17 protein-coding genes are annotated in these 20,849 nt (G+C 66.4%); 13 read left to right on the top strand and 4 right to left on the bottom strand.

Annotated elements, in window-relative coordinates:
- Positions 1-11 precede the first annotated feature (11 nt).
- The 8 genes from WBV89_RS11160 to dcd all read left to right on the top strand — a co-directional run bounded on the left by WBV89_RS11160 (position 12) and on the right by dcd (position 8,766).
- On the top strand, positions 12-701 hold the full coding sequence (locus WBV89_RS11160) for a GntR family transcriptional regulator (RefSeq protein WP_423981425.1): 690 nt from the start codon (positions 12-14) through the stop codon (positions 699-701).
- Between the two features lie 124 nt (positions 702-825).
- Positions 826-1,854 carry a phosphate/phosphite/phosphonate ABC transporter substrate-binding protein gene (locus WBV89_RS11155; protein ID WP_423981424.1) on the top strand — a complete coding sequence of 343 codons (1,029 nt, stop codon included), beginning with the start codon at positions 826-828 and terminating at the stop codon, positions 1,852-1,854.
- Positions 1,855-1,861: 7 nt separating this feature from the next.
- A complete protein-coding gene (gene phnC, locus WBV89_RS11150; RefSeq protein WP_423981423.1) occupies positions 1,862-2,716 on the top strand; it encodes a phosphonate ABC transporter ATP-binding protein in 855 nt (284 codons plus the stop codon).
- A 5-nt stretch (positions 2,717-2,721) separates the two neighbouring features.
- Positions 2,722-4,443: a phosphonate ABC transporter, permease protein PhnE gene (phnE, locus tag WBV89_RS11145; protein ID WP_423981422.1), complete on the top strand. Its 1,722-nt coding sequence runs from the start codon at positions 2,722-2,724 to the stop codon at positions 4,441-4,443.
- A 29-nt stretch (positions 4,444-4,472) separates the two neighbouring features.
- Complete coding sequence (locus WBV89_RS11140) at positions 4,473-5,231, top strand: inositol monophosphatase family protein (protein WP_423981421.1); 759 nt, start codon at positions 4,473-4,475, stop codon at positions 5,229-5,231.
- Positions 5,232-5,403: 172 nt separating this feature from the next.
- Positions 5,404-6,669, top strand: a complete 1,266-nt coding sequence (locus WBV89_RS11135) for a serine hydrolase domain-containing protein (protein WP_423981420.1) — start codon at positions 5,404-5,406, stop codon at positions 6,667-6,669.
- 133 nt (positions 6,670-6,802) lie between these two features.
- Positions 6,803-8,029, top strand: coding sequence for an amidohydrolase family protein (locus tag WBV89_RS11130; RefSeq protein WP_423981419.1), 1,227 nt, complete (start codon positions 6,803-6,805; stop codon positions 8,027-8,029).
- Between the two features lie 155 nt (positions 8,030-8,184).
- On the top strand, positions 8,185-8,766 hold the full coding sequence (gene dcd / locus WBV89_RS11125) for a dCTP deaminase (RefSeq protein ID WP_423981418.1): 582 nt from the start codon (positions 8,185-8,187) through the stop codon (positions 8,764-8,766).
- A gap of 43 nt (positions 8,767-8,809) precedes the next feature.
- Here dcd and WBV89_RS11120 read toward each other — a convergent pair whose 3' ends face one another.
- From WBV89_RS11120 to WBV89_RS11110, 3 genes are all read right to left on the bottom strand, one after another.
- Positions 8,810-10,378, bottom strand: coding sequence for a nicotinate phosphoribosyltransferase (locus WBV89_RS11120; protein WP_423981417.1), 1,569 nt, complete (start codon positions 10,376-10,378; stop codon positions 8,810-8,812).
- A gap of 112 nt (positions 10,379-10,490) precedes the next feature.
- Positions 10,491-12,758 carry a heterodisulfide reductase-related iron-sulfur binding cluster gene (locus tag WBV89_RS11115; protein ID WP_423981416.1) on the bottom strand — a complete coding sequence of 756 codons (2,268 nt, stop codon included), beginning with the start codon at positions 12,756-12,758 and terminating at the stop codon, positions 10,491-10,493.
- A gap of 133 nt (positions 12,759-12,891) precedes the next feature.
- Positions 12,892-13,317 carry a cyclic nucleotide-binding domain-containing protein gene (locus WBV89_RS11110; protein WP_423981415.1) on the bottom strand — a complete coding sequence of 142 codons (426 nt, stop codon included), beginning with the start codon at positions 13,315-13,317 and terminating at the stop codon, positions 12,892-12,894.
- Positions 13,318-13,432: 115 nt separating this feature from the next.
- Between WBV89_RS11110 and WBV89_RS11105 the strand changes: the two genes are divergently transcribed.
- Positions 13,433-15,247 carry an aryl-sulfate sulfotransferase gene (locus WBV89_RS11105; protein WP_423981414.1) on the top strand — a complete coding sequence of 605 codons (1,815 nt, stop codon included), beginning with the start codon at positions 13,433-13,435 and terminating at the stop codon, positions 15,245-15,247.
- A 48-nt stretch (positions 15,248-15,295) separates the two neighbouring features.
- Here the strand turns inward: WBV89_RS11105 and gpmI are convergent, their stop codons facing one another.
- Positions 15,296-16,948, bottom strand: coding sequence for a 2,3-bisphosphoglycerate-independent phosphoglycerate mutase (gene gpmI, locus WBV89_RS11100; RefSeq protein WP_423981413.1), 1,653 nt, complete (start codon positions 16,946-16,948; stop codon positions 15,296-15,298).
- Between the two features lie 151 nt (positions 16,949-17,099).
- Here gpmI and cdd point away from each other — a divergent pair, with 151 nt between their 5' ends.
- From cdd to WBV89_RS11080, 4 genes are all read left to right on the top strand, one after another.
- On the top strand, positions 17,100-17,546 hold the full coding sequence (gene cdd / locus WBV89_RS11095) for a cytidine deaminase (protein WP_423981412.1): 447 nt from the start codon (positions 17,100-17,102) through the stop codon (positions 17,544-17,546).
- Between the two features lie 355 nt (positions 17,547-17,901).
- Positions 17,902-19,767, top strand: a complete 1,866-nt coding sequence (gene dnaK, locus WBV89_RS11090) for a molecular chaperone DnaK (RefSeq protein ID WP_423981411.1) — start codon at positions 17,902-17,904, stop codon at positions 19,765-19,767.
- 8 nt (positions 19,768-19,775) lie between these two features.
- Positions 19,776-20,459, top strand: coding sequence for a nucleotide exchange factor GrpE (locus WBV89_RS11085; RefSeq protein ID WP_423981410.1), 684 nt, complete (start codon positions 19,776-19,778; stop codon positions 20,457-20,459).
- 41 nt (positions 20,460-20,500) lie between these two features.
- A partial coding sequence (locus WBV89_RS11080; RefSeq protein ID WP_423981409.1) for a DnaJ domain-containing protein occupies positions 20,501-20,849 on the top strand: 349 nt, incomplete at its 3' end.

Here is a 20,849-nt window from a genome sequence, read left to right as displayed (position 1 = left end):
GATCTCGAACCATGGTCCGTGCCCGACAGTACGTCGAACTCGCAAACGTTCTGGCGACGCGGTGGTCGGCGCTCGCGCCAGGCACGATGGTCGAGAGTGAGCATCACCTCGCGGAGGAGTTCGGTGTCAATCGCCTGACCGCACGCGAGGCGGTTCGCGAACTCGAGCGTCGAATGGTGGTGCGGCGCATCATGGGCCGCGGGACCTTCACGGCCCACCGCCTCGCCTATGAGGTCCGCCTCGGCGGGTATGCGAGCTTCAAGCGCAATGTCACTGCACTCGGATTCGTTCCGTCCACGTGCGTCGTCGATCACCGGTGGCAGGGGCGTGGGTCGACTCGGCAACTCGTGGTCGAGCGCGTGTCGACGGTCGATGGATTCGTCGCATCGGCGACGACCGAACGATTTCCGGCGGCCATCGCCCGGCTCGTCGGAGATGACGTCGTCGGTGGAGGCTCGATTCACGAAGAGCTGGTCCAGGCGGGTTTCGATCCACGACGCGGCTCGGTCGATGTTGCCGTCGCGATGCCGCCGGACGAAAAGACCGAGCGACTCGGGTTCTCCTCCGCCGTGCTGCCCACGTGGCATCTGGAGAGTCGGACGACCGACGGACCCGACGGCCCGATCGTGCACACCTCGGATTCGTGGATGCGGACCGACATGTTCGCCGTGACCGTGCGACTCAGCGCCGACGATTCCTGACCGACTCGAAGCATTCGGACAGACTTCGTTCGGGGTTTCCCCGAAGACAGCCTGGTGTTCACCGATCCCATCTAGACAAGTCCAGGTGAACAGATCCCTTCCTTCCTCCCCTCGAACGCGACGAGTGCTGACCTTCGTCGCCCTCACCGCAGCGGTGTCTCTCGTGGCCTCCTGTGGCAACGATGACGACTCCGCCGTCGATGCCGCACCCACCGAAACGTCGGCTTCGGCCGAGGCCGTGACGGACGACACCGCGGCCGTCGCCGAGACCGCCGAGGCCGAGGCCACGACCGACGACATCGATCGCTCGGATTGGCCCGACTCGCTCGTGATGGGCGCCGTGCCGGCGGAGGAGTCGACCGCTCTCCAGGAGAGCTACGACAAGTTGCTCCAGGTGCTCGAGGAGGATCTCGGCATCGAGATCGAGTTCTTCCAGGCGACCGACTACGCCGGCATCATCGAAGGTCAGGTCGCCGGTCGAGTCGACCTCGCCCAGTACGGCCCCTTCTCCTACGTGATCGCCAAGAACGCAGGCGCCGACATCGAACCCGTCGGCGCTCTCGTCGACGCCCCCGACGAGGAGCCCGGCTACCAGAGCTACGGCATCGCCAAGGCCGACAACGACGAGATCAACGAGCTCGCCGACTTCGAGGGCCGAAGCGTCTGCTTCGTCGACCCGGGTTCGACGTCGGGCTTCCTCTACCCGTCCGCTGGCCTTCTGGCGGAGGGCATCGACCCCGAGAGCGGCGTCAGCGCCGTCTTCGCCGGCGGCCACGACGCCTCGGTCATCTCCGTCGACAACGGAGACTGCGAAGCCGGTTTCGCCTTCGACGCCATGGTCGACAACGTCCTCATCGAGTCCGGTGACATCGCCGAGGGTGACATCAAGACGGTGTGGGAGTCCGAGGTCATCGCCGGCTCGCCGATCGCGGTCAACATGGCTCTGCCGAGCAGCCTCGTCACCGAGATCAACCGCATCGTGCTCGAGGAGAGCAACACCGACCGATTGATCGAGCGGGGCATCTGTGCCGATGTCGAGACGTGCGGCCTCACCGACGAGAACGCATGGGGATGGGTCGCCGTCGACGACACCTTCTACGACGGCGTCCGCGAGGTCTGCGTGCAGACGCAGGCCGCCCAGTGCGAAGGCTGACCACGCCATGACTGCTGCCGCTGCCCCTCGGACCATTCGTCCAGATGCCGATCCCATCGTCCGCCTGAACAACCTGTCGAAGCAGTTCCCGAACGGGCCGCTCGCGCTCGACGAGGTGACGTTCAGCGTGCCCCGGGGTCAACTGCTCTGCCTGATCGGTCTGTCGGGCAGCGGCAAGTCGACGCTGCTGCGTCATCTGAACGGACTCCATCAGCCGACCGGTGGTGATGTCGAGGTGATGGGTGTCGACGTCGTCCGCGCCAAGCGGTCCGAACTCCGCGCGCTGCGCCGAGAAGTCGGCTTCGTGTTCCAGCAGTTCGGGCTCGTCGGCCGGCTCTCCTGCCTCGAGAACGTGCTGACCGGCGCGCTCGGCCGACTCCGAGGGCCGCGCATGAGCACCCTCGCCTACTCGACGTCCCTCCGGCGCCAGGCCCTGGAGCATCTCGACCGTGTCGACCTCGCCGACCGGGCGTTCCAACGCTCCGACACACTGTCGGGCGGACAGATGCAGCGGGTCGCCATCGCCCGCACGTTGATGCAACAGCCGACCCTGCTGCTCGCCGATGAACCGGTTGCATCACTCGACCCCGAGTCGTCGGCGCACGTGATGGACGTGCTCTTCCGCATCGTGGTCGAGGATCAACTGACGGTCATCTGCACCTTGCACCAGGTCGAACTCGCGATGGGCTGGGCGAACCGCATCGTCGGCCTGCGCGATGGACAGATGGTGCTCGACCGTGCCGTCGCGGATCTCGGTGAGACCGAGGTGATGGACGTCTACAAGCGCGTCGCTCCCGGTGCGGCCGACGCCGCAATCACGGATCTCATCGACACCCGACCCCCCGCCGGAGTTCGCCGGTGACGTCGATGCTCGAGCACGCGGCACCGCCGTCGAGCTCACGAGAGCCCACGCCGCTGCGCCCGCCGCTCACTCGTCAACGGGTGATGCTGCGCCTCGTCGCGGTCTTCTTCGTCGTCGCGACCATTTGGGCATGGCGCTACATCGACATGTCGCTCACCGTCGTGTTCGGCGGGCTCGGCGACATGTGGAACCTGCTCGAGCGGATGACCCCGCCGAACTTCGCCGACCTCGATCGGGCGATCGAGCTGACGTTCGAGACTCTCTGGATGGCGGTCATCGGGACGGCGCTGGCGATCGCGCTGTCGGTGCCGCTGGCCTTCGGTGCAGCTCGCAACACGACGCCGCATCCTGCGGTCATGGCGGTCTGCCGAGCGATCATCGTCGCCACCCGGGCGATCCCCGATCTGATCTTCGCGGCGATCTTCGTGCGTGCGTTCGGGATCGGCGTCCTGCCGGGAATCCTGGCCCTGGGCCTGCATTCGATCGGCATGGTCGGCAAGTTGTTCGCAGATGCCATCGAGCAAGTCGATCCTCGGCCACGCGATGCCGTCGTGTCGGTCGGCGCCGGGAAGTGGCAGGCGATCACCACGACAGTCGTCCCTCAAGCCATGCCCAGCATGATCGCGACCACTCTGTATCGGCTCGACATCAACCTGCGCTCGTCGACCGTGCTCGGCATCGTCGGCGCCGGTGGCATCGGCTTCCTGCTGCAGACGAGCCTGCGCTCGCTCCAGTACGACCGGGCGCTCGGCGTCGTCATCGTCATCTTCGTGTTCATCACGGTGATGGAGTTCCTGTCGGCAGCGGTTCGTTCGACATTGCTCGGTGGTGAACGAGTGATCGTCGGGGGTCGGCCACCGCGGGCCGGGGTCGGCGCGGCATTCGTCAGACGGTTCATGGGGAGCACCGGCGCCGCTGTCGTCGGTGTCGAGAACTTCGACCACGCAACCGTACGTCCACCCTTCAGCGGGGAGCGTCGCATGAAGGCGTGGTACGGCCTGTTCTTCGCGGCGCTCCTGGGGTACGCGTTGTGGTCGGTGCGACTCGATCCGTTCGAGATCATCAGATCGCTCGGCGAGGTCTGGGAGATCATGCTGCGACTCGTGCCGCCGGACTTCACGACGGCACGCGACGGGATCATCACCGGCATGCTCGAGTCGATCGCCGTGGCGCTCATCGCGACCTTCCTGGGCACGATCGTGTCGATCCCGTTGGGCTTGCTCGCCGCGCGCAACGTCGCCACCAACCGGGTCGTGTACGCCATCTCCCGGTTGTTCCTCGTCTTCCTCCGAGGAATCCCGGAGTTGATCGTCGCCGTCCTGTTCGTGTCCGCGATCGGTCTCGGTCCGGTCGCCGGCACGTTGGCATTGGTCGTCGGTACGGCCGGTTTCCTCGCGAAGCTGATCGCTGATGCCGTCGAGGAGGTCGACCCGATTCCTCGCGAGGCGATCGTGGCGACGGGTTCGACGCGGGTGCAGGAGACCTTTGTCTCGGTGATCCCACAGGCGATGCCGGCGCTCGTGGGCAACCTGCTCTACGTGCTCGACATCAACCTGCGGGTGTCGACGGTGCTCGGCATCGTCGGCGGTGGTGGCATCGGGTTCCTGCTGTTCAACTCGTTGCGAGTGCTGGCTTGGGAGACGACCGGCGCGATTCTCATCTCGATCTTCGTCGTCGTGTACGCGATCGAGCTGCTTGCCGGCTGGGTGCGAAAGCAGATCCTGTGACGACGCAGTGCGGTTCTCGGGTATCCCGGGTGCTGACCGAGGCGGCCGACGCTGCGCTCCGCGCGTACGGGAACGCACTCGCCACGATGTCCGCCGAGGACCGGCGATCGACCGTCGGCCCCGGTGCCGACGGGACCGAGACGTACCTGCTCGACGAGGTCGTCGAGGCGCCCGTGCTCGACGTGTTGGAGCACCACGGTGTGAACGTGCTGTCGGAGGAGATCGGCTGGATCGACCGCGCGAGTTCGGTGACGGTTGTCATCGATCCGGTCGACGGCACGGCGAATGCTGCGGCCGGAGTTCCGTTGTCGGCGTTCGCCGGTGCGCTCGTCGTCGACGAAGTAGTACGTGAGGCACTCGTGGTGTGGCTCGACACCGGCCGCCGTTGGTCGGCCGTCGCCGGGGAACCGGCCGGGTCGATCGTGAGTGGTCGCACCGGACTCGACGGAGCGTCGTTGTCGATGTTGCGACCGCGGCCGGAGAACCGTGATGCCTGGATGCGGATCGCCGACCGGACGAGTCGAATCCGTGTCCTCGGCTCGTCGGTGCTCGAGGCGATGCTCGTCGCCGACGGCGCCGTCGACGCGTTCTGCGATCCGGGTGGGGACGTCCATCGGATCGTCGACATCGCCGCGGCGGCTCTCGTGGTGGAGTCGGCCGGTGGATGTGTCGTCGATGCGTACGGCCGTCCGTTCAGCTTCGGCCCCGACCTCAGCTTGCGGTGGAGCGGTGTCTTCGCCGCGTCGGCATCGCTTGCCGACGAGATCGTCACCGCCATCACCAGCTGACACTCCACGAGAGGTCAGGGTCAAGCGGCGATACGACGCGAAGCCTCGAGGCGTACCGGCGCGTCGTCGACGAGCGGGCGGGTCGAGCGGCCGGTCTGCCCGACCCCTCGTCACCGGAGGTGCCGCCGGGTGGACGCCTCCCGGGATCGCGCCGGGTCGCTACGGTCGGAGCATGAGAATTCGTCATGTCCTCGGGTCGAGCATCGTGGTCGGCCTGTTGGCCGCGTCGTGTGCGAGCAGCGATGGTGGTGATGCATCCGATTCGACGGCCGCGCCCGGTGTCAGCGAGGCGGTCCCGACGGTCGACGACGCCGAACCGCCGCAGGACACGGCTGCCGCTGATTCGGTGGCATCTCCTGCGACCGATCCCGAGCCGACCGTACCGCCTGCTACCGAGCCGGACGCGGCGACGTACGACTTCTCGGCCATCGATCCGATCGTCTCCGACTTCGTCGAGGAACGGGGCCTGAACGGCGCCGGCTTGGTCGTGGTCGACGCAGAGAACGGAATCGTCGACGAGGAGTACTGGGGCGAGTTCGGTCCCGATCGGATCTCACTCATCGCGTCGTCCTCGAAGATGATCACCGCGGGCATCTTGATGCGCTTGGCCGATGACGGGCTGCTCGACATGGACGCGCCGGTGTCGGCGGTGGCCGAGTGGGGAGCGGGCAACCCGGACATCACCCCGGCTCAGCTCGTCTCGAACAGCTCGGGACTCGTCGGTCTGCTCCCGGATCCGACCTACGGCCCCTACATCTGCCAGTACCTGGCGGCGGGGACGCTCCAGGAGTGTGCGGCGTCGATCTTCACCACTCCCGACGATGACGCGGACGTCGTCGCTCCCGACACGGAATTCCGGTACGGCGGCGCCCAATGGCAGGTCGCCGGCGCCGTGGCGGAAGCTGCATCGGGGAGGTCGTGGGCCGAGATGGTCGACGAGTTCGTCGTCCAACCGTGTGGCGTGGATTCCCTCGCCTACAACAATCACTTCGCACAGATCGGTACGGGTGGATTCGACTACCCCGTCGAATTCGACTCCGACCCGGCGACCCTCGAGGCGACCGACAACCCGAACCTGGAGGGCGGCGTGTACATCACCCCACCCGACTACGCGCAACTGCTGTTGATGCACCTGCGCGGCGGCGAGTGCGAGGGTGGAACGGTGCTCAGCCAGCAAGCGCTCGACACCATGCACGCCGACCGGGTCGCGGCGGCCTACGACGGATCGGCCCGTGAAGGCACCGGATACGGCATGGGCTGGTGGGTCGACCGCGCAACCGGTCGAATCAGCGACGCCGGAGCGTACGGCTCGGTCCCGTGGCTCGATCTCGACGAGGGATACGGCGCATACCTCGTCATCGAAGCGGACTCGGGAACCGGCAACGAACTTGCGGCGCTCCTCTACGATCCGGTCGCCGCCGCTGTACAGGCCGGCTGAGCACCGGTTCCTCGCCTCGCTTCTCGACCCATTCGGTCTCACCCGCTGATACGAATCGGGGTCGAGAACGGGAGTCGAAGCCGTTCGGTCCACGGAGGCGGCGCGCACGCCGTGGCAGCGCGAGACTGGTGCGATGGCCTACATCGAACGCCGACGGGTCCACGACGCCGACGCCCACATCATGGAGCCACCCACGTGGCTGCGTGACCACGCCGACCCCGACATCCGCGAGCGACTGAAGATTCCCGCGTATGCGAACGAGCTCGCGCAGACCGGCGATGCGGCCGCCGGTGCGGCACCCAGCCCGGACGACCTCGACGCGATCTTCGCCCGCCTCGCCGACCGGCATCGCTCGGAGGAGTTCCTGAGCGACGAAGCCACCGACGTGATGAACCGCAAGAACTTCGCGGCGACCGGCTCGTTTCTTGCCGAAGATCGGCCCCGGGTGCTCGACTACATCGGCGTCGACAGCCAGCTCCTGTTCAACACGTTCCACAACTCCCGGTTGTACGAGTGGGAGCAGCCGGGCCCCGATGGTCGGGTCGACCTCGATCTCGCGTACGGAGCCGCACGCGCACACAACCGCGGAATGACCGAGTTCTGCTCGGTCGACGACCGACTTCTGGCGACCTGCTATGTCCCGCTCGTCGACTTCGACCGGGCTTCGGCGATGGCGAGCGAAGCGATCGAGATGGGTGCAGCAGCGCTCCTCGTCGCATCCGGGTGTCCGGCCGGACATTCGCCGTCGCACCGCTCGCTCGACCCCGTCTGGCGCCAGGCGGAGGAAGCCGGCATTCCGATCGTCTTCCATGTCGGCGGTACCGGCGCGCTGATCGACCCGAGCTACTTCGACAACGGGCTCCCGATCCCACCCGACTTCCATGGAGGCGCCGAGAACTTCCGCTCGGTCGACTACATGGCGATCCCGTTCCCGCCGATGCAGACGCTCGCCACGATGATCTTCGACGGCGTCCTCGACCGCCACCCGCAACTCCGCGTGGGTGTGATTGAGCAGGGGTGCATCTGGCTCCCGAGCTGGCTGAAGCAGATGGATTCGGCGATGGACGCGTTCGGCCGCCACGAGGAACGACTGCGGGATCTGTCGCTCACGCCGCGCGAGTTCGTCGAACGGCAGGTGCGGGTCACGCCGTATCCGACCGAGGACGTCGGTTGGGTCACCGATCAGATCGGCCCGGACATCTTGTTGTTCAACACCGACTACCCGCACGTCGAGGGTGGGCGCCGTCCATTCGAGCGATTCGAGCGGAGTCTCGGCGACCGGTCCGAAGCGATCCGGGATCGGTTCTACGCCGACAACTTCATCGACCTGATGGGCTCCGCGGTCCACTCTCTCGTCTGACCGGTCCGCTCGTCCGGTCTGGCCGGTGTCACGGTCCGCACGTGGCTCCCACATGTTCTCGACCCCGATCCGTCTCAGCCGTTGATACGGAGCGGGGTCGAGAAGCTCGAAATGTGGGTTCCGACCGATTCGTCTGCGGTCGGTAGCGTGGCGGCGTGATTCTGTCGGACCGATCCCTTCGTGAACAGCTCGACGCCGGTCGGATCATCATCGACCCCTTCGACGAGTCGCTCGTCCAACCCTCCTCGATCGACTTCCGGATCTCGAACCTGTTCCGGGTGTTCCGCAACCACACCCGCGGTGTGATCGACGTGAAGCAAGACCTGCAGAACCTCACCGAACTCATCGAGATCCCCGCCGACGAGAACGGCATCGGTGACGAGGCGTTCATGCTCCACCCCGGCGAGTTCGTGCTCGGTTCCACCTACGAACGGATCGCGGTACCCGACGACCTCGTCGGCCGCGTCGAGGGGAAGTCATCGCTCGGTCGGCTCGGTCTGCTGATCCACTCGACGGCCGGGTTCATCGACGCCGGCTTCGACGGTCACATCACCCTCGAACTCGCAAATGTCGCGAGCCTCCCGATCACGCTCTACCCGGGCATGAAGATCGGTCAGGTCAGCTTCATGCAGATGACCAGCGCCGCCGACAACCCGTACGGGTCCGGTGCCCACGGGTCGAAGTACCAGGGCCAGCGCGGCCCGACCCCCAGCCGCTACTTCGAGAACTTCACCTGATCACCAAGAAGATGCACATTGGTGCCTGGCACCAATGTGCATGTCAGGGGCGGGCGTCGGCGATGAGTTGGTCGCGGAGTCGACGGAGGCCGTCGGTGATGCTGACGTGGTAACGGTGCGGGTTGACGAGACGACGCACACCGACGTCGAGTCGCGCGATGTCGTCCGAACATCGCTGCGCCAACTCGTCGATCGAGGGTGACCCCGGCTCGCGGTCGACGACGTGCTGGAGTTCCTCGATGTGGGAGATCTCGGCGCGGTGGAGGGTCTGGCTCACACCACTGCGCGACGGATCGTGGATCACGGTCGAGTCGGACGCGAGCGGTTCCTCACCGGCGAGGCCGATCAGATCGACGATCGCCGAACCGCGTCGGTCGTAGAGGCGCCACACGACCTTGCGCCCCGGCAACGGCACCTTGCCCGACTCCTCGGACAGTTTGATCGCCGGAGCCCACGAGCCATTCACGTTCTCGAGCCCGACCAGCTTGTAGACCCCGTTCAGCGCACCCGAGCCGTGTGACGTGATCAGCCGCGTCCCGACCCCGTAGACCAGGCGCTGTCGGATCGGATCGGGATCCACGCCGATCCGCGCTGCATCATCGCCGATCTGGGTCAGGATCTGCCAGATCGTCAACTCGTCGAGATCGCTCGACAGCACGATCGCGGCACCCGGATACCCGGCCTGATCGAGCAGCGCGGCGGTCTGGACCGCGAGGAACGCGAGGTCGCCCGAGTCGAGGCGCACGCCGACGGGTTCGTGTCCGTTCGCCCGGAGTTCGTCGAACACGGTGATCGCGTTCGGGACGCCCGAGCGGAGCGTGTCGATCGTGTCGACGAGCAGGATGCACCCGTCCGGGGCACTCGACGCCATCGCCCGGAACGCGCCGAGCTCGCCGCCACCGGTCGCCACGTACGCCTGCACGAGGCTGTGCGCGTGGGTCCCGCTCGGCTGCCGACCGAGGGCGATGCCGGCCTCGACGTTGGAGGTCGAGGCACATCCGCCGATCAGCGTCGCGCGGATCCCCTCGTTCACGCCGGTGGCCGGACCGCGGCGCATGCCGAATTCGAGCACCGTGCCACCGCGCGCGCTCTGGACGACCCGAGCGGCCTTCGTCGCGATCAGCGTGGGGTAGTTGAGATGATTGAGCAGCGAGGTCTCGAGGAGTTGACAGACGGCCAGCGGCCCGGTCACGGTGACGATCGGCTCGTGAGCGTGCACCACCCGGCCCTCGGCGATCGCGTTGATCTCGATCCCGTCGAACCGTTCGGGCGCGGCCAGCCACTCGAGGAATGCCGCGCTGAACACCGGCTCGCCCGTCGTCGACTCCATCTTCGCCAGCGCCTCGACGTGTCGCGCTTCGATCCTCGAGGCGTCGAGCCAGTCGAGGAACGGTCCCAGCCCGGCGGTCACACAGAAGCCGGCCTGGTGCGTGCCGTAGTCGGGTGCCGATCGGAAGAAGTAGTCGAACTGGGCTCGGCGCTCCGAGATCCCCTCGGCGACGTAGACCTGCGCCATCGCCAACTCGTACATGTCGGTGAAGAGCGGGCCGCGCACGGTCGCCCATCGTTCGGTGATGTCGTCGGCGAGACCGACCCGCTGAGACGGGGTCACGGGGCGTCGATCACGGTGACGTCGACGACGATCGACACCGTCGTCGCGTCGTACTGATGTGCGCTCACCTCCGCGAGGCTACGCGCCGCACCGCTCGCGGATCAGGTTGCGTTCAGGCGCCGGCGACGGGGGAGTTCTCGGAGTCGAGCAGCGGTGCGCTCCCGGCGTGGAATGCCGCTTCGCCCTGCTCGAGTGCATCGACCAGGTGGATGGCGATGTCGGCGACCTTGACCTGGTCGTCCTCGATCCCCGCACCCTTCACGCCGTCGTCCATCATGATGTAGCAGAACGGGCACGCGGTGGCGACGCGAGATGCGCCGGTCGACAAGGCCTCGGCGGCGCGCTCGTCGTTGACCTTCGTGCCCGTCGTCTCCTCCATCCACATGCGTGCGCCACCGGCACCGCAGCACATGCCCTTCGTGCCGTTGCGCTGCATCTCGACGACCTCGACGCCCTTGATCGAGCCGACGACCTTGCGCGGCGCGACGTAGACGTCGTTGTGGCGACCGAGGTAGCAGGAGTCGTGGTACGTGATCCGCTCGTCGAGCGTCGCCTGTGACACGTCGAGTTGACCCGAGTCGATCAACTGCTCGAGGAGCTGCGTGTGGTGGACGACCTCGTAGTTCCCACCGATCTGGGGGTACTCGTTGAGGAGCGTGTTGAAGCAGTGCGGGCACTGCGTGATGATCTTCTTGACGCCCATCCCATTGAGCATCTCGACGTTCGGCTGGGCCAGCATCTGGAACAGGTACTCGTTGCCCGAGCGGCGGGCGGAGTCGCCGGTGCACATCTCGGACGGACCGAGGATCGAGACGTCGATCCCGGCGCGGCGCAGCAGGTTCGCCATCGCCTGGGTGACCTTCTTGTTCTTGTCGTCGAACGAACCGGCGCAGCCGACCCAGTAGAGGTACTCCGACGCCAACGGCGATCCGGGATCGACGATCTCGACACCGTCGATTCCCTCGGCCCAGTCGGCCCGCTCACCCTGGTTGAGACCCCACGGGTTGCCCTGGTTCTCCATCGCGCGGTAGGCGTTGCCGAGCTCGGCGGGGAAGTTCGACTCCATCAGCGACAGGTAGCGCCGCATATCGAAGATCTTGTCGGTGATCTCGATGTTGACCGGGCAGATCTCGTCACAGGCCTTGCAGGTGGTGCAGGCCCACAGCTCCTCGGCGGTGATCCGCTCGAACAGCGAGTTGGCCGTGACCTTGACCTCGGGCACCGTGCCCAGCGGCGGTGACACGGCGGGCGTGCCGGTTGCGGCCATGACCTCGCCCGCCTTGAGCACGATCTCGCGCGGGTCGAGCGGCTTGCCGGTGGCATGCGCCGGGCAGACCGACGTGCAGCGTCCACACATCGTGCAGGCGTCGAGGTCGAGCAGCTGCTTCCAGGTGAAGTCCTCGACGACGCTCGCACCGAACGACTCGAGCTCGGTCTCCATGAGGTTCGGCATCGGACGCATCGCACCCTTCGGGCGGTCCTTGTCCTTGAGATACGTGTTGATCGGTGACGTGAACATGTGGCGCAGCATCGTGATCGGCAGGATCGCGAGGAACACGACGAAGCTCGCGACGTGGAGGATCCACCACCACTGCTGCCACGTGCTGAGCGTGCTCACGCTCCAGCCGTCGACCAGCGTGCTGAGCGGGTAGCCGACGAAGCTCCACTTCTCGTAGCTCGGGTTGCCCTCGAGCGCGATGCGGAACATCTCGGTCCCGAATCCGGTGATGCTGATCGCGAAGAACGTGCCGAGGATGACCGCGTGCTCGGGCTTCGACTTGATGCGGATGCGGTACGGCCGTTGCACGTACCGACGTACCAGTGCCCAGCAGATGCCACCCAGGAACACGAGGCCCATGAAGTCACCGAAGGCCGCGTATCCGCGGTAGACGTCGCCGTGCAGGAACTTGAGTTCCTCGGGCATCTGGTGATCGATCTCGAGCACCGTCGTCACTCCGAGCAGACCGAGGAACCCGAAGTAGATCATCGAGTGCATGACGCCGGCACCGGCATCGCGCAGCAGCGTCTGCATGTAGACGCCGGCGCGGAAGTCCTTCATCCTGCGCCCGACATTCTTGGGCGTCGTCTTGCGCTGCGCCGGAGCGCCGCGCTCCCAGTTGCGGATGCGGTTCGAGAACATGATCGCGACCCACACGAGCAACACCGGAACCACGGTGTAGAAGGCGACCTGGATCGGGCCTGGGATGTTCACGAAAACGGTGCGGTGGACCGCGTTCTCGTTCTCCCACCCGGTGATCTGGGGGAGGATGCCCGACACGACCGTGAACAGGGCGATCGCCGTGAACAGGATGATCGCCAGCTGATGTGGCTTGATCCGTTTCGGCGGGGCGTCGGTGGTGTTCTCGACCGTGGTACTCATGCGGCCACAAAGCTACCCGCGGGTAGCTGTCGCAGCCATTTCCTGCCCTGTCGAGACCGGGCAACGCGGCGCGTCGCGGTGGTGCCGCCCGAAGTCGGGAACCGCTGCGCCGCTCGTGATGCGGACGGAGAACTCAGCCGTAGTACTGGCGGTCGAGATCGCGGATGCGCCCGGCAAGGCTGTCCATCAGCTTGTGTGAGATCGCCGGGATCGTGTCGAGGACGCCGATGAAGCGGCGCTGGTCGATGACGAGCAGCGTGCAATCCGTCTCGCAGATCACCGTCGCCGTGCGCGGCCCCTTGTCGAGCAGTGACAGTTCACCGACGACACTGCCGGGACCGAGCGTTGCGACCTTGCGGTTGTTGCGCTTCACGACGACCTCGCCGTCGACGATGACGAATGCTTCGCGACCGAAGCGACCCTGATCCATGATCATCGTCCCCGCGGTCATCTCGACTTCGTCGGTCGCTTTCGCGACCTTGTCGAGGTCCTTCTTCGAACAGGCGCTGAAGAGCGCCACGCTCCGCAGGCTCTCGAGGTGCTGTTTCTTGTTGGCCATGGGTGGACACACTAGGCAACCCGGAACGGTCCATCGGACAAACCCCGAATGCCCATGGCCATCTGATTCGAGAAGGTTGCAGCGGACGGGCCGACGAACGGCCACAATCAGTGCCGTGACAACTCGACACGCCGCCCCGTTCGTCGCACTCGCGTTGGTCCTCGCCGCGTGCTCCAGCGACGGTGACGCCGTCGAGTCGTCCACCTCGAACACGGATGTGAGTGGCCCAGAGACCAGTGTCGACGATGCGAGCGGCGAGGTCGTCCCGGAGGGTTCGGCGGAGGCGGGGGACCCGAACGACGATTCCGATGTCACCGCGCTGGAGATGACCGTCGAGGCGAGCCCCTCCATCGGACTCGCTGCGACTCTGTCGATCGATTCCGAGGTCCCGGCGCAGATCGAGGTGACCGCCACCTCGGATGGTCACGTCGTCGAGGTGCCACGCACGGCGTTGTCGGCCACCGAGCACGTCATCCCACTCGTCGGAATGCGCGCCGAGCGAACGTACGAGATCTCTGCGACTGCGGTCGACGAAGCAGGTGAGCCGATCGGTGCCGATGCCGAAGGTGAGTTCACGACCGGCGCACTGCCGGACTGGTTCGGCGAGCATCAGCTCACCATCGACGCTGACCGCGCCGCTCCCGGCTACACGCTGGTCGAGTTCGACAAACAGGCCGACCCGCCGTCGGGCCAACATGTGGTCGCGTACGACAACGAGGGGGAAGTCGTCTGGTACTACGTGAACACGGGGTCGCTCGGAGCCGTCGAGCCGACCGCAGCCGGTACGTTCAACATGCTCTACTGGCCCTTCGGGATCAGGGAGGTCGATGTCGCCGGCAACGTCGTCACGAACTGGCGGCCGCAGCCGTCGGACTCAAGCGGCGACACCGTCGAGGACGAACTGGTCGTGGAGAACGTCGATCCCGATCAGGTCGAGGCGCAGGGCGGGCTCGCCGCGCTGGAAGGAAACCCCGGAGATGCCGAGGCAACCGGTGTTCGCACCGATTGGATCGACATCAGCGGGGTCCACCACGAGAACTGGCCGATGCCGAACGGCAACGTGCTGACCCTCTCGACCACGATCCACGAACTGACCCCCGAGCAGCGCGTGACCTTCTGTCCCGATGACGATGTCCCGTTCGACGCGGTCAGCGACGTCGCGGTCGAGTTCGAACCATCCGGTCGGGTCGTGCGCACGTGGGACCTCTGGGACGTCATCGACATCGACGAGTTCCCCGGACGTGAACTGTGCGTCGACCAAGGGATCTTCGCCGGCGAGAACACCCGTGACTGGACGCACGCGAACAGCGTCGTCTACGACCCCGACCGCGACGCGGTGATCATCTCGTCGCGCCACACCGACCAGATCGTCGCGTTCGACCACCTCGACGAGGAAGGGCCCCAGTCCCAGCTCCGCTGGATCCTCGGGGCCGGCGCGACGATGCCGCTCGACGGCGAACCGACGTACTACCAGCACGCCGTCGAGGTGAACGAGGACGGGTCGCTCATCGTGTACGACAACGGCAACCATCGGCCCGGAACGTCCGAGGACGACCCCGACAACCCGCCGTACAGCCGCGCCGTGATCTACGAGGTCGATGACTCATCGGACGATCCGGACGACTGGTCGGCCCGGCAGGTGTGGGAGAACATCGACCTCGACGATGAGGGCACACCGGTGTACTCGTCGTTCATCTCCGATGCCGACATGTTGGAGAACGGTGACGTCCTCGTGACGCACGGAGGGATCGGGACGAACCCCTCGACGCCGGAGGATCCTCTGCATCTCCTGATCCGCGAGATCGTTCCGACCGGTGAGTCGGGCGGCGACGTCGTGTGGGAGTTGAAGTCCGAACCCGGTGCGGTCTACACCGCGTATCGGGCGGAACGGATCCCGTCGTTCTACTTCGGCCCCGACTGGGAGAGCTGAGCGGCCATCACGCCTGCGTTCGGCGGACCCCGTGACGCTGGGAGCCGTTCAGAAGTCGATCAGGCTGGGGAGGTAGTCCGCCGGTGCTTCGTAGCCGAGCAGATTGAACACGGTCGACGCGACGTTCGCGAGGCCGTGGTCGGTCGCGGGGCCGCCATCGGTCATGTGGTACTCGCCGTCGTAGTTCGGATCATGGATGGCGAACGGGACCGGGCTCAGCGTGTGTGACGTCTTGGGCAGCCGATCTCCCGAGGCCGTCTCCGTGAACATGATGTCGGCGTTGCCGTGATCGGCGGTGTAGATCAGGACCCCACCGAGGTCGTCGATCACGTCGATCAGACGGGCCATGCATTCGTCGATGACCTCCATCGCCTCGACGGTCGCATGCAGATGTCCGGTGTGACCCACCATGTCGCCGCTCGGATAGTTCAGCCGACCGAACCGGTACTCGCCCGAGCGGAGCAGGTCGATCGTCTCGTCGGTGATCTCGCGGACCTTCATCGCCGGTGTCGTGTCGAACTCGACGTTGTCGGACGGGATCTCGATGTACGTCTCGAGTGTCTCGTCGATGTAGCCGGAGCGGTTCCCGTTCCAGAAGTAGGTGACGTGGCCGAACTTCTGGGTCTCACTGATCGCGAACGTCCGCACCCCTTCGCCGCACAGGAACTCTCCCATCACCCGGTCGATGCTCGGGGGAGCCACGAGGTACCGCTTCGGGATCAGCGCGTCGCCGTCGTACTGCAACATGCCGGAGAAGGAGATGTCGGGATGTGGACGTCCGTCGTCGCCGGTCCGATCGAAGACGTCGAAGTCGGGTTCCTCGAGGGAGCGTGAGATCTCGATGGCGCGGTCGCCGCGGAAGTTGAACAGGACGACCGCGTCACCGTCGACGATCTCGCCGACGGGCGCTCCGTTCCTGTCGACCACGACGAATTCGGCGAGGTACTGGTCGCCGGCGTCGGACTCGCCGTACATCGTCTCGACTGCTTCGCGCGCACTTCCGAACGGGCGACCCTCGCCGTGGACGTGGCAGCGGTACCCGCGTTCGACCATCGGCCAGTCGGCCTCGTAGCGGTCCATCGTGATCCTCATCCGCCCGCCGCCGGACGCGATGCGGAAGTTGCGGTCCTCCCCGCCGGCGTTGAGCTCGGCGAGGACGGCTTCGGTCCGGTCGATGTAGCGCAGCGCTGATCGGGCATCGACGTCGCGACCGTCGTGCAGGATGTGGACGGCACAACTCGTCACCCCGGCGGACGCGGCCTGGCGCAGCAACGCATCGAGATGGTCGAGACTCGAGTGGACGCCACCGTCGGAATGGAGGCCGATCAGGTGCAGGGTGGCGTTGAGGGCGCGTGCGACGACGTCGTGCCACACCTCGGAGTCGAAGATCGCGCCGGTGCTGATCGCCTTGTTCACCAGCTTGGCGCCCTGGGCGAAGATGCGACCGGCGCCGAGCGCGTTGTGTCCGACCTCGCTGTTGCCCATGTCGTCCGCCGTCGGTAGCCCGACCGCGGGTCCGTGGGCCGCCAGTTCGGTGTACAGCTCGCTCGCACCGAGGCGGTCGAGCGTCGGTGTCGTCGCCTGGGTGACCGCGTTGGATTCGCCGGCCGGGGCGACGCCCACTCCGTCGGCGACCACGACGAGGACGGGTCCTGGACGTCCGGAGAACGATGGGTGCGGCATCAGAGTCGGCAAGGCCATGCCGTGAGCCTAGGAAACCGGCAGCCGGCCGGGTGGACGGCGGTGGGCGAGCGGTGTCGTGATGTGATGGGGTTCGAGCGGCGGCGCACGCGGGAGACGAAATCCCGCTCTTCGCTCGGCGGCCGTGCACCGTGCCTGCCAGTCTGTGGGCATGAGCGAGCGCACCTTTCCTCCGACGACCGTCGCAGCGTCCGAGCCGCTGGTCGCCGATCTCTTCGCCGTGGCCCTCGACGCCCGCGAGCGGTCGCACAGCCCGTATTCGAACTATCGGGTCGGCGCCGCGATCCGGACGTCCACGGGCGACGTGTTCGCGTGCTGCAACGTCGAGAACGCCGCGTATCCCGAAGGCGTGTGTGCCGAGGGCGGTGCGATCTCGATGATGGTGGTCGGGAGCGAGTCGACCCCGACGATCACCGACGTCGTGACGGTCACGGGCGGTGACACACCGGGGACACCATGCGGCGGCTGTCGTCAGAAGATCCGAGAGTTCGCCGACGCCGAGACCCGGGTCCACGCGACGACCGTCGACGGTGTCGTCATCACGGTCCCCCTCGGCGAACTCCTCCCGGCCTCGTTCGGCCCCGAGCGCCTCGGCTGACCGCGCTCGAAGCCCAGCCCGCACGCCGGGAAATCTCGTGGGATCGTGACGCTCCCCGTCACGATGTGTCGAAATGCGCGGCTCGGCGGGATGGTCGACCGCGAATTTCGTGCGATCTGGACGGCTGCCGTCACGATCCCACGAAATTTCGCCGAGGCGGGTCTGTAGAGGCGGCGGGGGAGATGGCGGTGGCGAGGTCGCGCCGAAGTTGAGTCATCAACACTCAAGTTTTCTGTCGGATGGGTTGGCGCGGCGCTTCGGGCCCTCTATCTTGAGTGGAGCCACATCAAGATCTGAACACTTCGGCTCCGGCCGGGTTTCGAACCACCCATCCCTCATCAAGGAGCACAGCACCATGGCCAAAGCAGTCGGCATCGACCTCGGAACCACCAACTCGGTCGTTTCGGTTCTCGAGGGCGGCGATCCCGTCGTCATCCCCAACTCCGAGGGTGCACGCACCACCCCGTCGGTCGTCGCATTCTCGAAGACGGGTGAAGTCCTCGTCGGTGAGGTCGCGAAGCGTCAGGCGATCACCAACCCGGACCGCACCTTCCGCAGCGTCAAGCGGCACATCGGTGAGTCCTGGAAGACCGACGACGTCGACGGCAAGCAGTACACACCCCAGGAGATCAGCGCCCGCACGCTGATGAAGCTCAAGCGCGATGCGGAGAGCTACCTCGGCGACACGGTCACGCAGGCCGTCATCACGGTTCCCGCGTACTTCGACGACGCGCAGCGCACCGCCACGAAGGAAGCCGGCACGATCGCCGGCCTCGAAGTCCTGCGGATCATCAACGAGCCGACCGCAGCCGCGCTCGCCTACGGCCTCGAGAAGGGCTCCGAGGACGAGACCATCCTCGTGTTCGACCTCGGTGGCGGCACGTTCGACGTGTCCGTGCTCGAGATCGGTGACGGCGTGTTCGAGGTCAAGTCGACCCACGGCGACACCGAACTCGGTGGCGACGACTGGGATCAGCGGATCATCACGTGGCTGGTCGACCAGTTCAAGGCGGCACACGGTGTCGACCTGAGCCAGGACCGCATGGCTGCTCAGCGTCTGCAGGAAGCGGCCGAGAAGGCCAAGATCGAACTGAGCCAGACGCAGTCGACGCAGATCAACCTGCCGTTCATCACCGCCACGGCCGACGGTCCCCTGCACCTCGACGAGAGCCTTTCCCGTTCGAAGTTCCAGGAGATGACCGCCGACCTCATCGAGCGTTGCCGCGTTCCATTCGAGCAGGCGCTCAAGGACGCCGGCGTCAAGCAGGGCGACCTCCACCACGTGATCCTCGTCGGGGGCTCCACGCGCATGCCCGCCGTCGGTGACCTGGTGCAGAGCTTGACCGGCAAGGAGCCGAACAAGACCGTGAACCCGGACGAGGTCGTCGCCATCGGTGCGGCCATCCAGGCCGGGGTCCTGCGCGGCGACGTCAAGGACGTCCTGCTGCTCGACGTCACCCCGTTGTCGCTCGGCATCGAGACCAAGGGCGGGATCATGACCAAGCTCATCGAGCGGAACACCACGATTCCGACGAAGCGCTCCGAGGTCTTCACGACCGCTGAGGACAACCAGCCGTCGGTCGAGATCCACGTGCTTCAGGGCGAGCGCGACATGTCGCAGTACAACAAGACGCTCGGCAAGTTCCAGCTCGTCGACCTGCCGCCCGCCCCCCGCGGTGTGCCGCAGATCGAGGTGGTGTTCGACATCGACGCCAACGGCATCGTCCACGTGTCCGCGAAGGATCGTGCGACGAACAAGGAACAGTCGATGACGATCACCGGCCAGTCGACCATCAACAAGGACGACATCGAGCAGATGGTGAAGGACGCCGAAGCGCACGCCGAGGAGGACAAGCAGCGGCGAGAAGAGGCCGAGATCCGCAACAACGCCGAGTCGCTCGTGCATCAGACCGAGAAGGTCCTGCGCGATCAGGGTGACAGCGTCGAGGCGGCCGAGAAGGAAGCGGTCGAGACCCCGCTCGCCGACCTGAAGACCGCGCTGTCGGGCAACGACAACGAGGCGATCAAGACGGCGACCGACACGCTCATGTCCGCCAGCCAGGCGTTCAGCCAGAAGCTCTACGAGGCCGCTGCGAAGGACGCCGATGGCGCCGGGAGCTCGGCCTCGGGCCAGGACAACGCCGGGGACACCGGCGCCGCCGACGGTACCGACGACGACATCGTCGACGCGGAAGTCGTCGACGACGACGACGAGAACTGAGGATCGCCATGTCCGACCAACCGAATGGCCGGCCGGGCAACACCGGCGACGGCGACAACTACGACCCGGACGTCCACGATCCGGACGTCTCGAATCCTGCCGCCGCTTCGGCGGCGGCGGGACGGGCCGACGGCAGCGCCGGCCAGGGTCAACAGGACGAGACCGACCGCGCCAGCGAGGTCGACGACGTGACCGAGAGTGCTGTCCGGCCGACGACCGAGGCCGATGCCGAGCAGGCACTCGCCGATGCGGTCGACGCGATCGACATCTCCGACGTCGACGTGTTCGCGCTGCTCGAGGAGCGCGATCAGTACAAGTCGATGGCGCAGCGGATCCAGGCCGACTTCGACAATTTCCGCAAGCAGTCGACGGTGCGCGCGCAAGCCGATGCCGACCGTGCGTCCGGGCGGCTCGCCGAGGCGTTGCTCCCGGTGCTCGACGCAGCGGAGGCGGCGTTCGTGCGTCATCCCGAGGAGATCGGTCCACTGCTCAACCAGATGCTGCTCGAGTTGAAGAAGCAGGGTCTCGAAGCGGTCGATCTCGACGGACAACCGTTCGACCCCGAGGTGGCCGAAGCGGTCGCCCACGAGGTCGGATCGGGTGGCGACGCGGTCGTGGCCGAGGTGCTGCGCAGCGGGTACCGATGGAAGGGCAAGACCCTCCGAGCTGCGATGGTCAAGACGACGGACTGATCCACACCCCGGACACCAGATGACGTGAGAGGAGGACGACGATGAGCCCGCAACGTGAATGGTTCGAGAAGGACTACTACGACACCCTCGGTGTCTCGAAGGACGCCACGGCGAAGGAGATCAAGAAGGCGTACCGCAAGCTCGCCGCCGACCTCCACCCCGACAAGAACCCCGGCAACACCGTCGCCGAGGAGAAGTTCAAGGACGTCTCCGCCGCGTACGACGTGCTCGGTGACGACGCCAAGCGCACCGAGTACGACGAGGTCCGGGCGATGGGGCCCGCCCGCGGGTTCGGCGGAGGACAACCCGGCGGCGGCCCCGGCGGGTTCTCGTTCAACGTCGGCGACATGAACGGCGGCGGTGGCCTCGGCGACCTGCTCGGCAACATGT

The organism is Ilumatobacter sp. (assembly GCF_049588435.1).
Taxonomy (GTDB): domain Bacteria; phylum Actinomycetota; class Acidimicrobiia; order Acidimicrobiales; family Ilumatobacteraceae; genus Ilumatobacter_A.
Note: the sequence above shows the minus strand (reverse complement) of the source record. Positions and strands in the feature narration are given on the sequence as shown.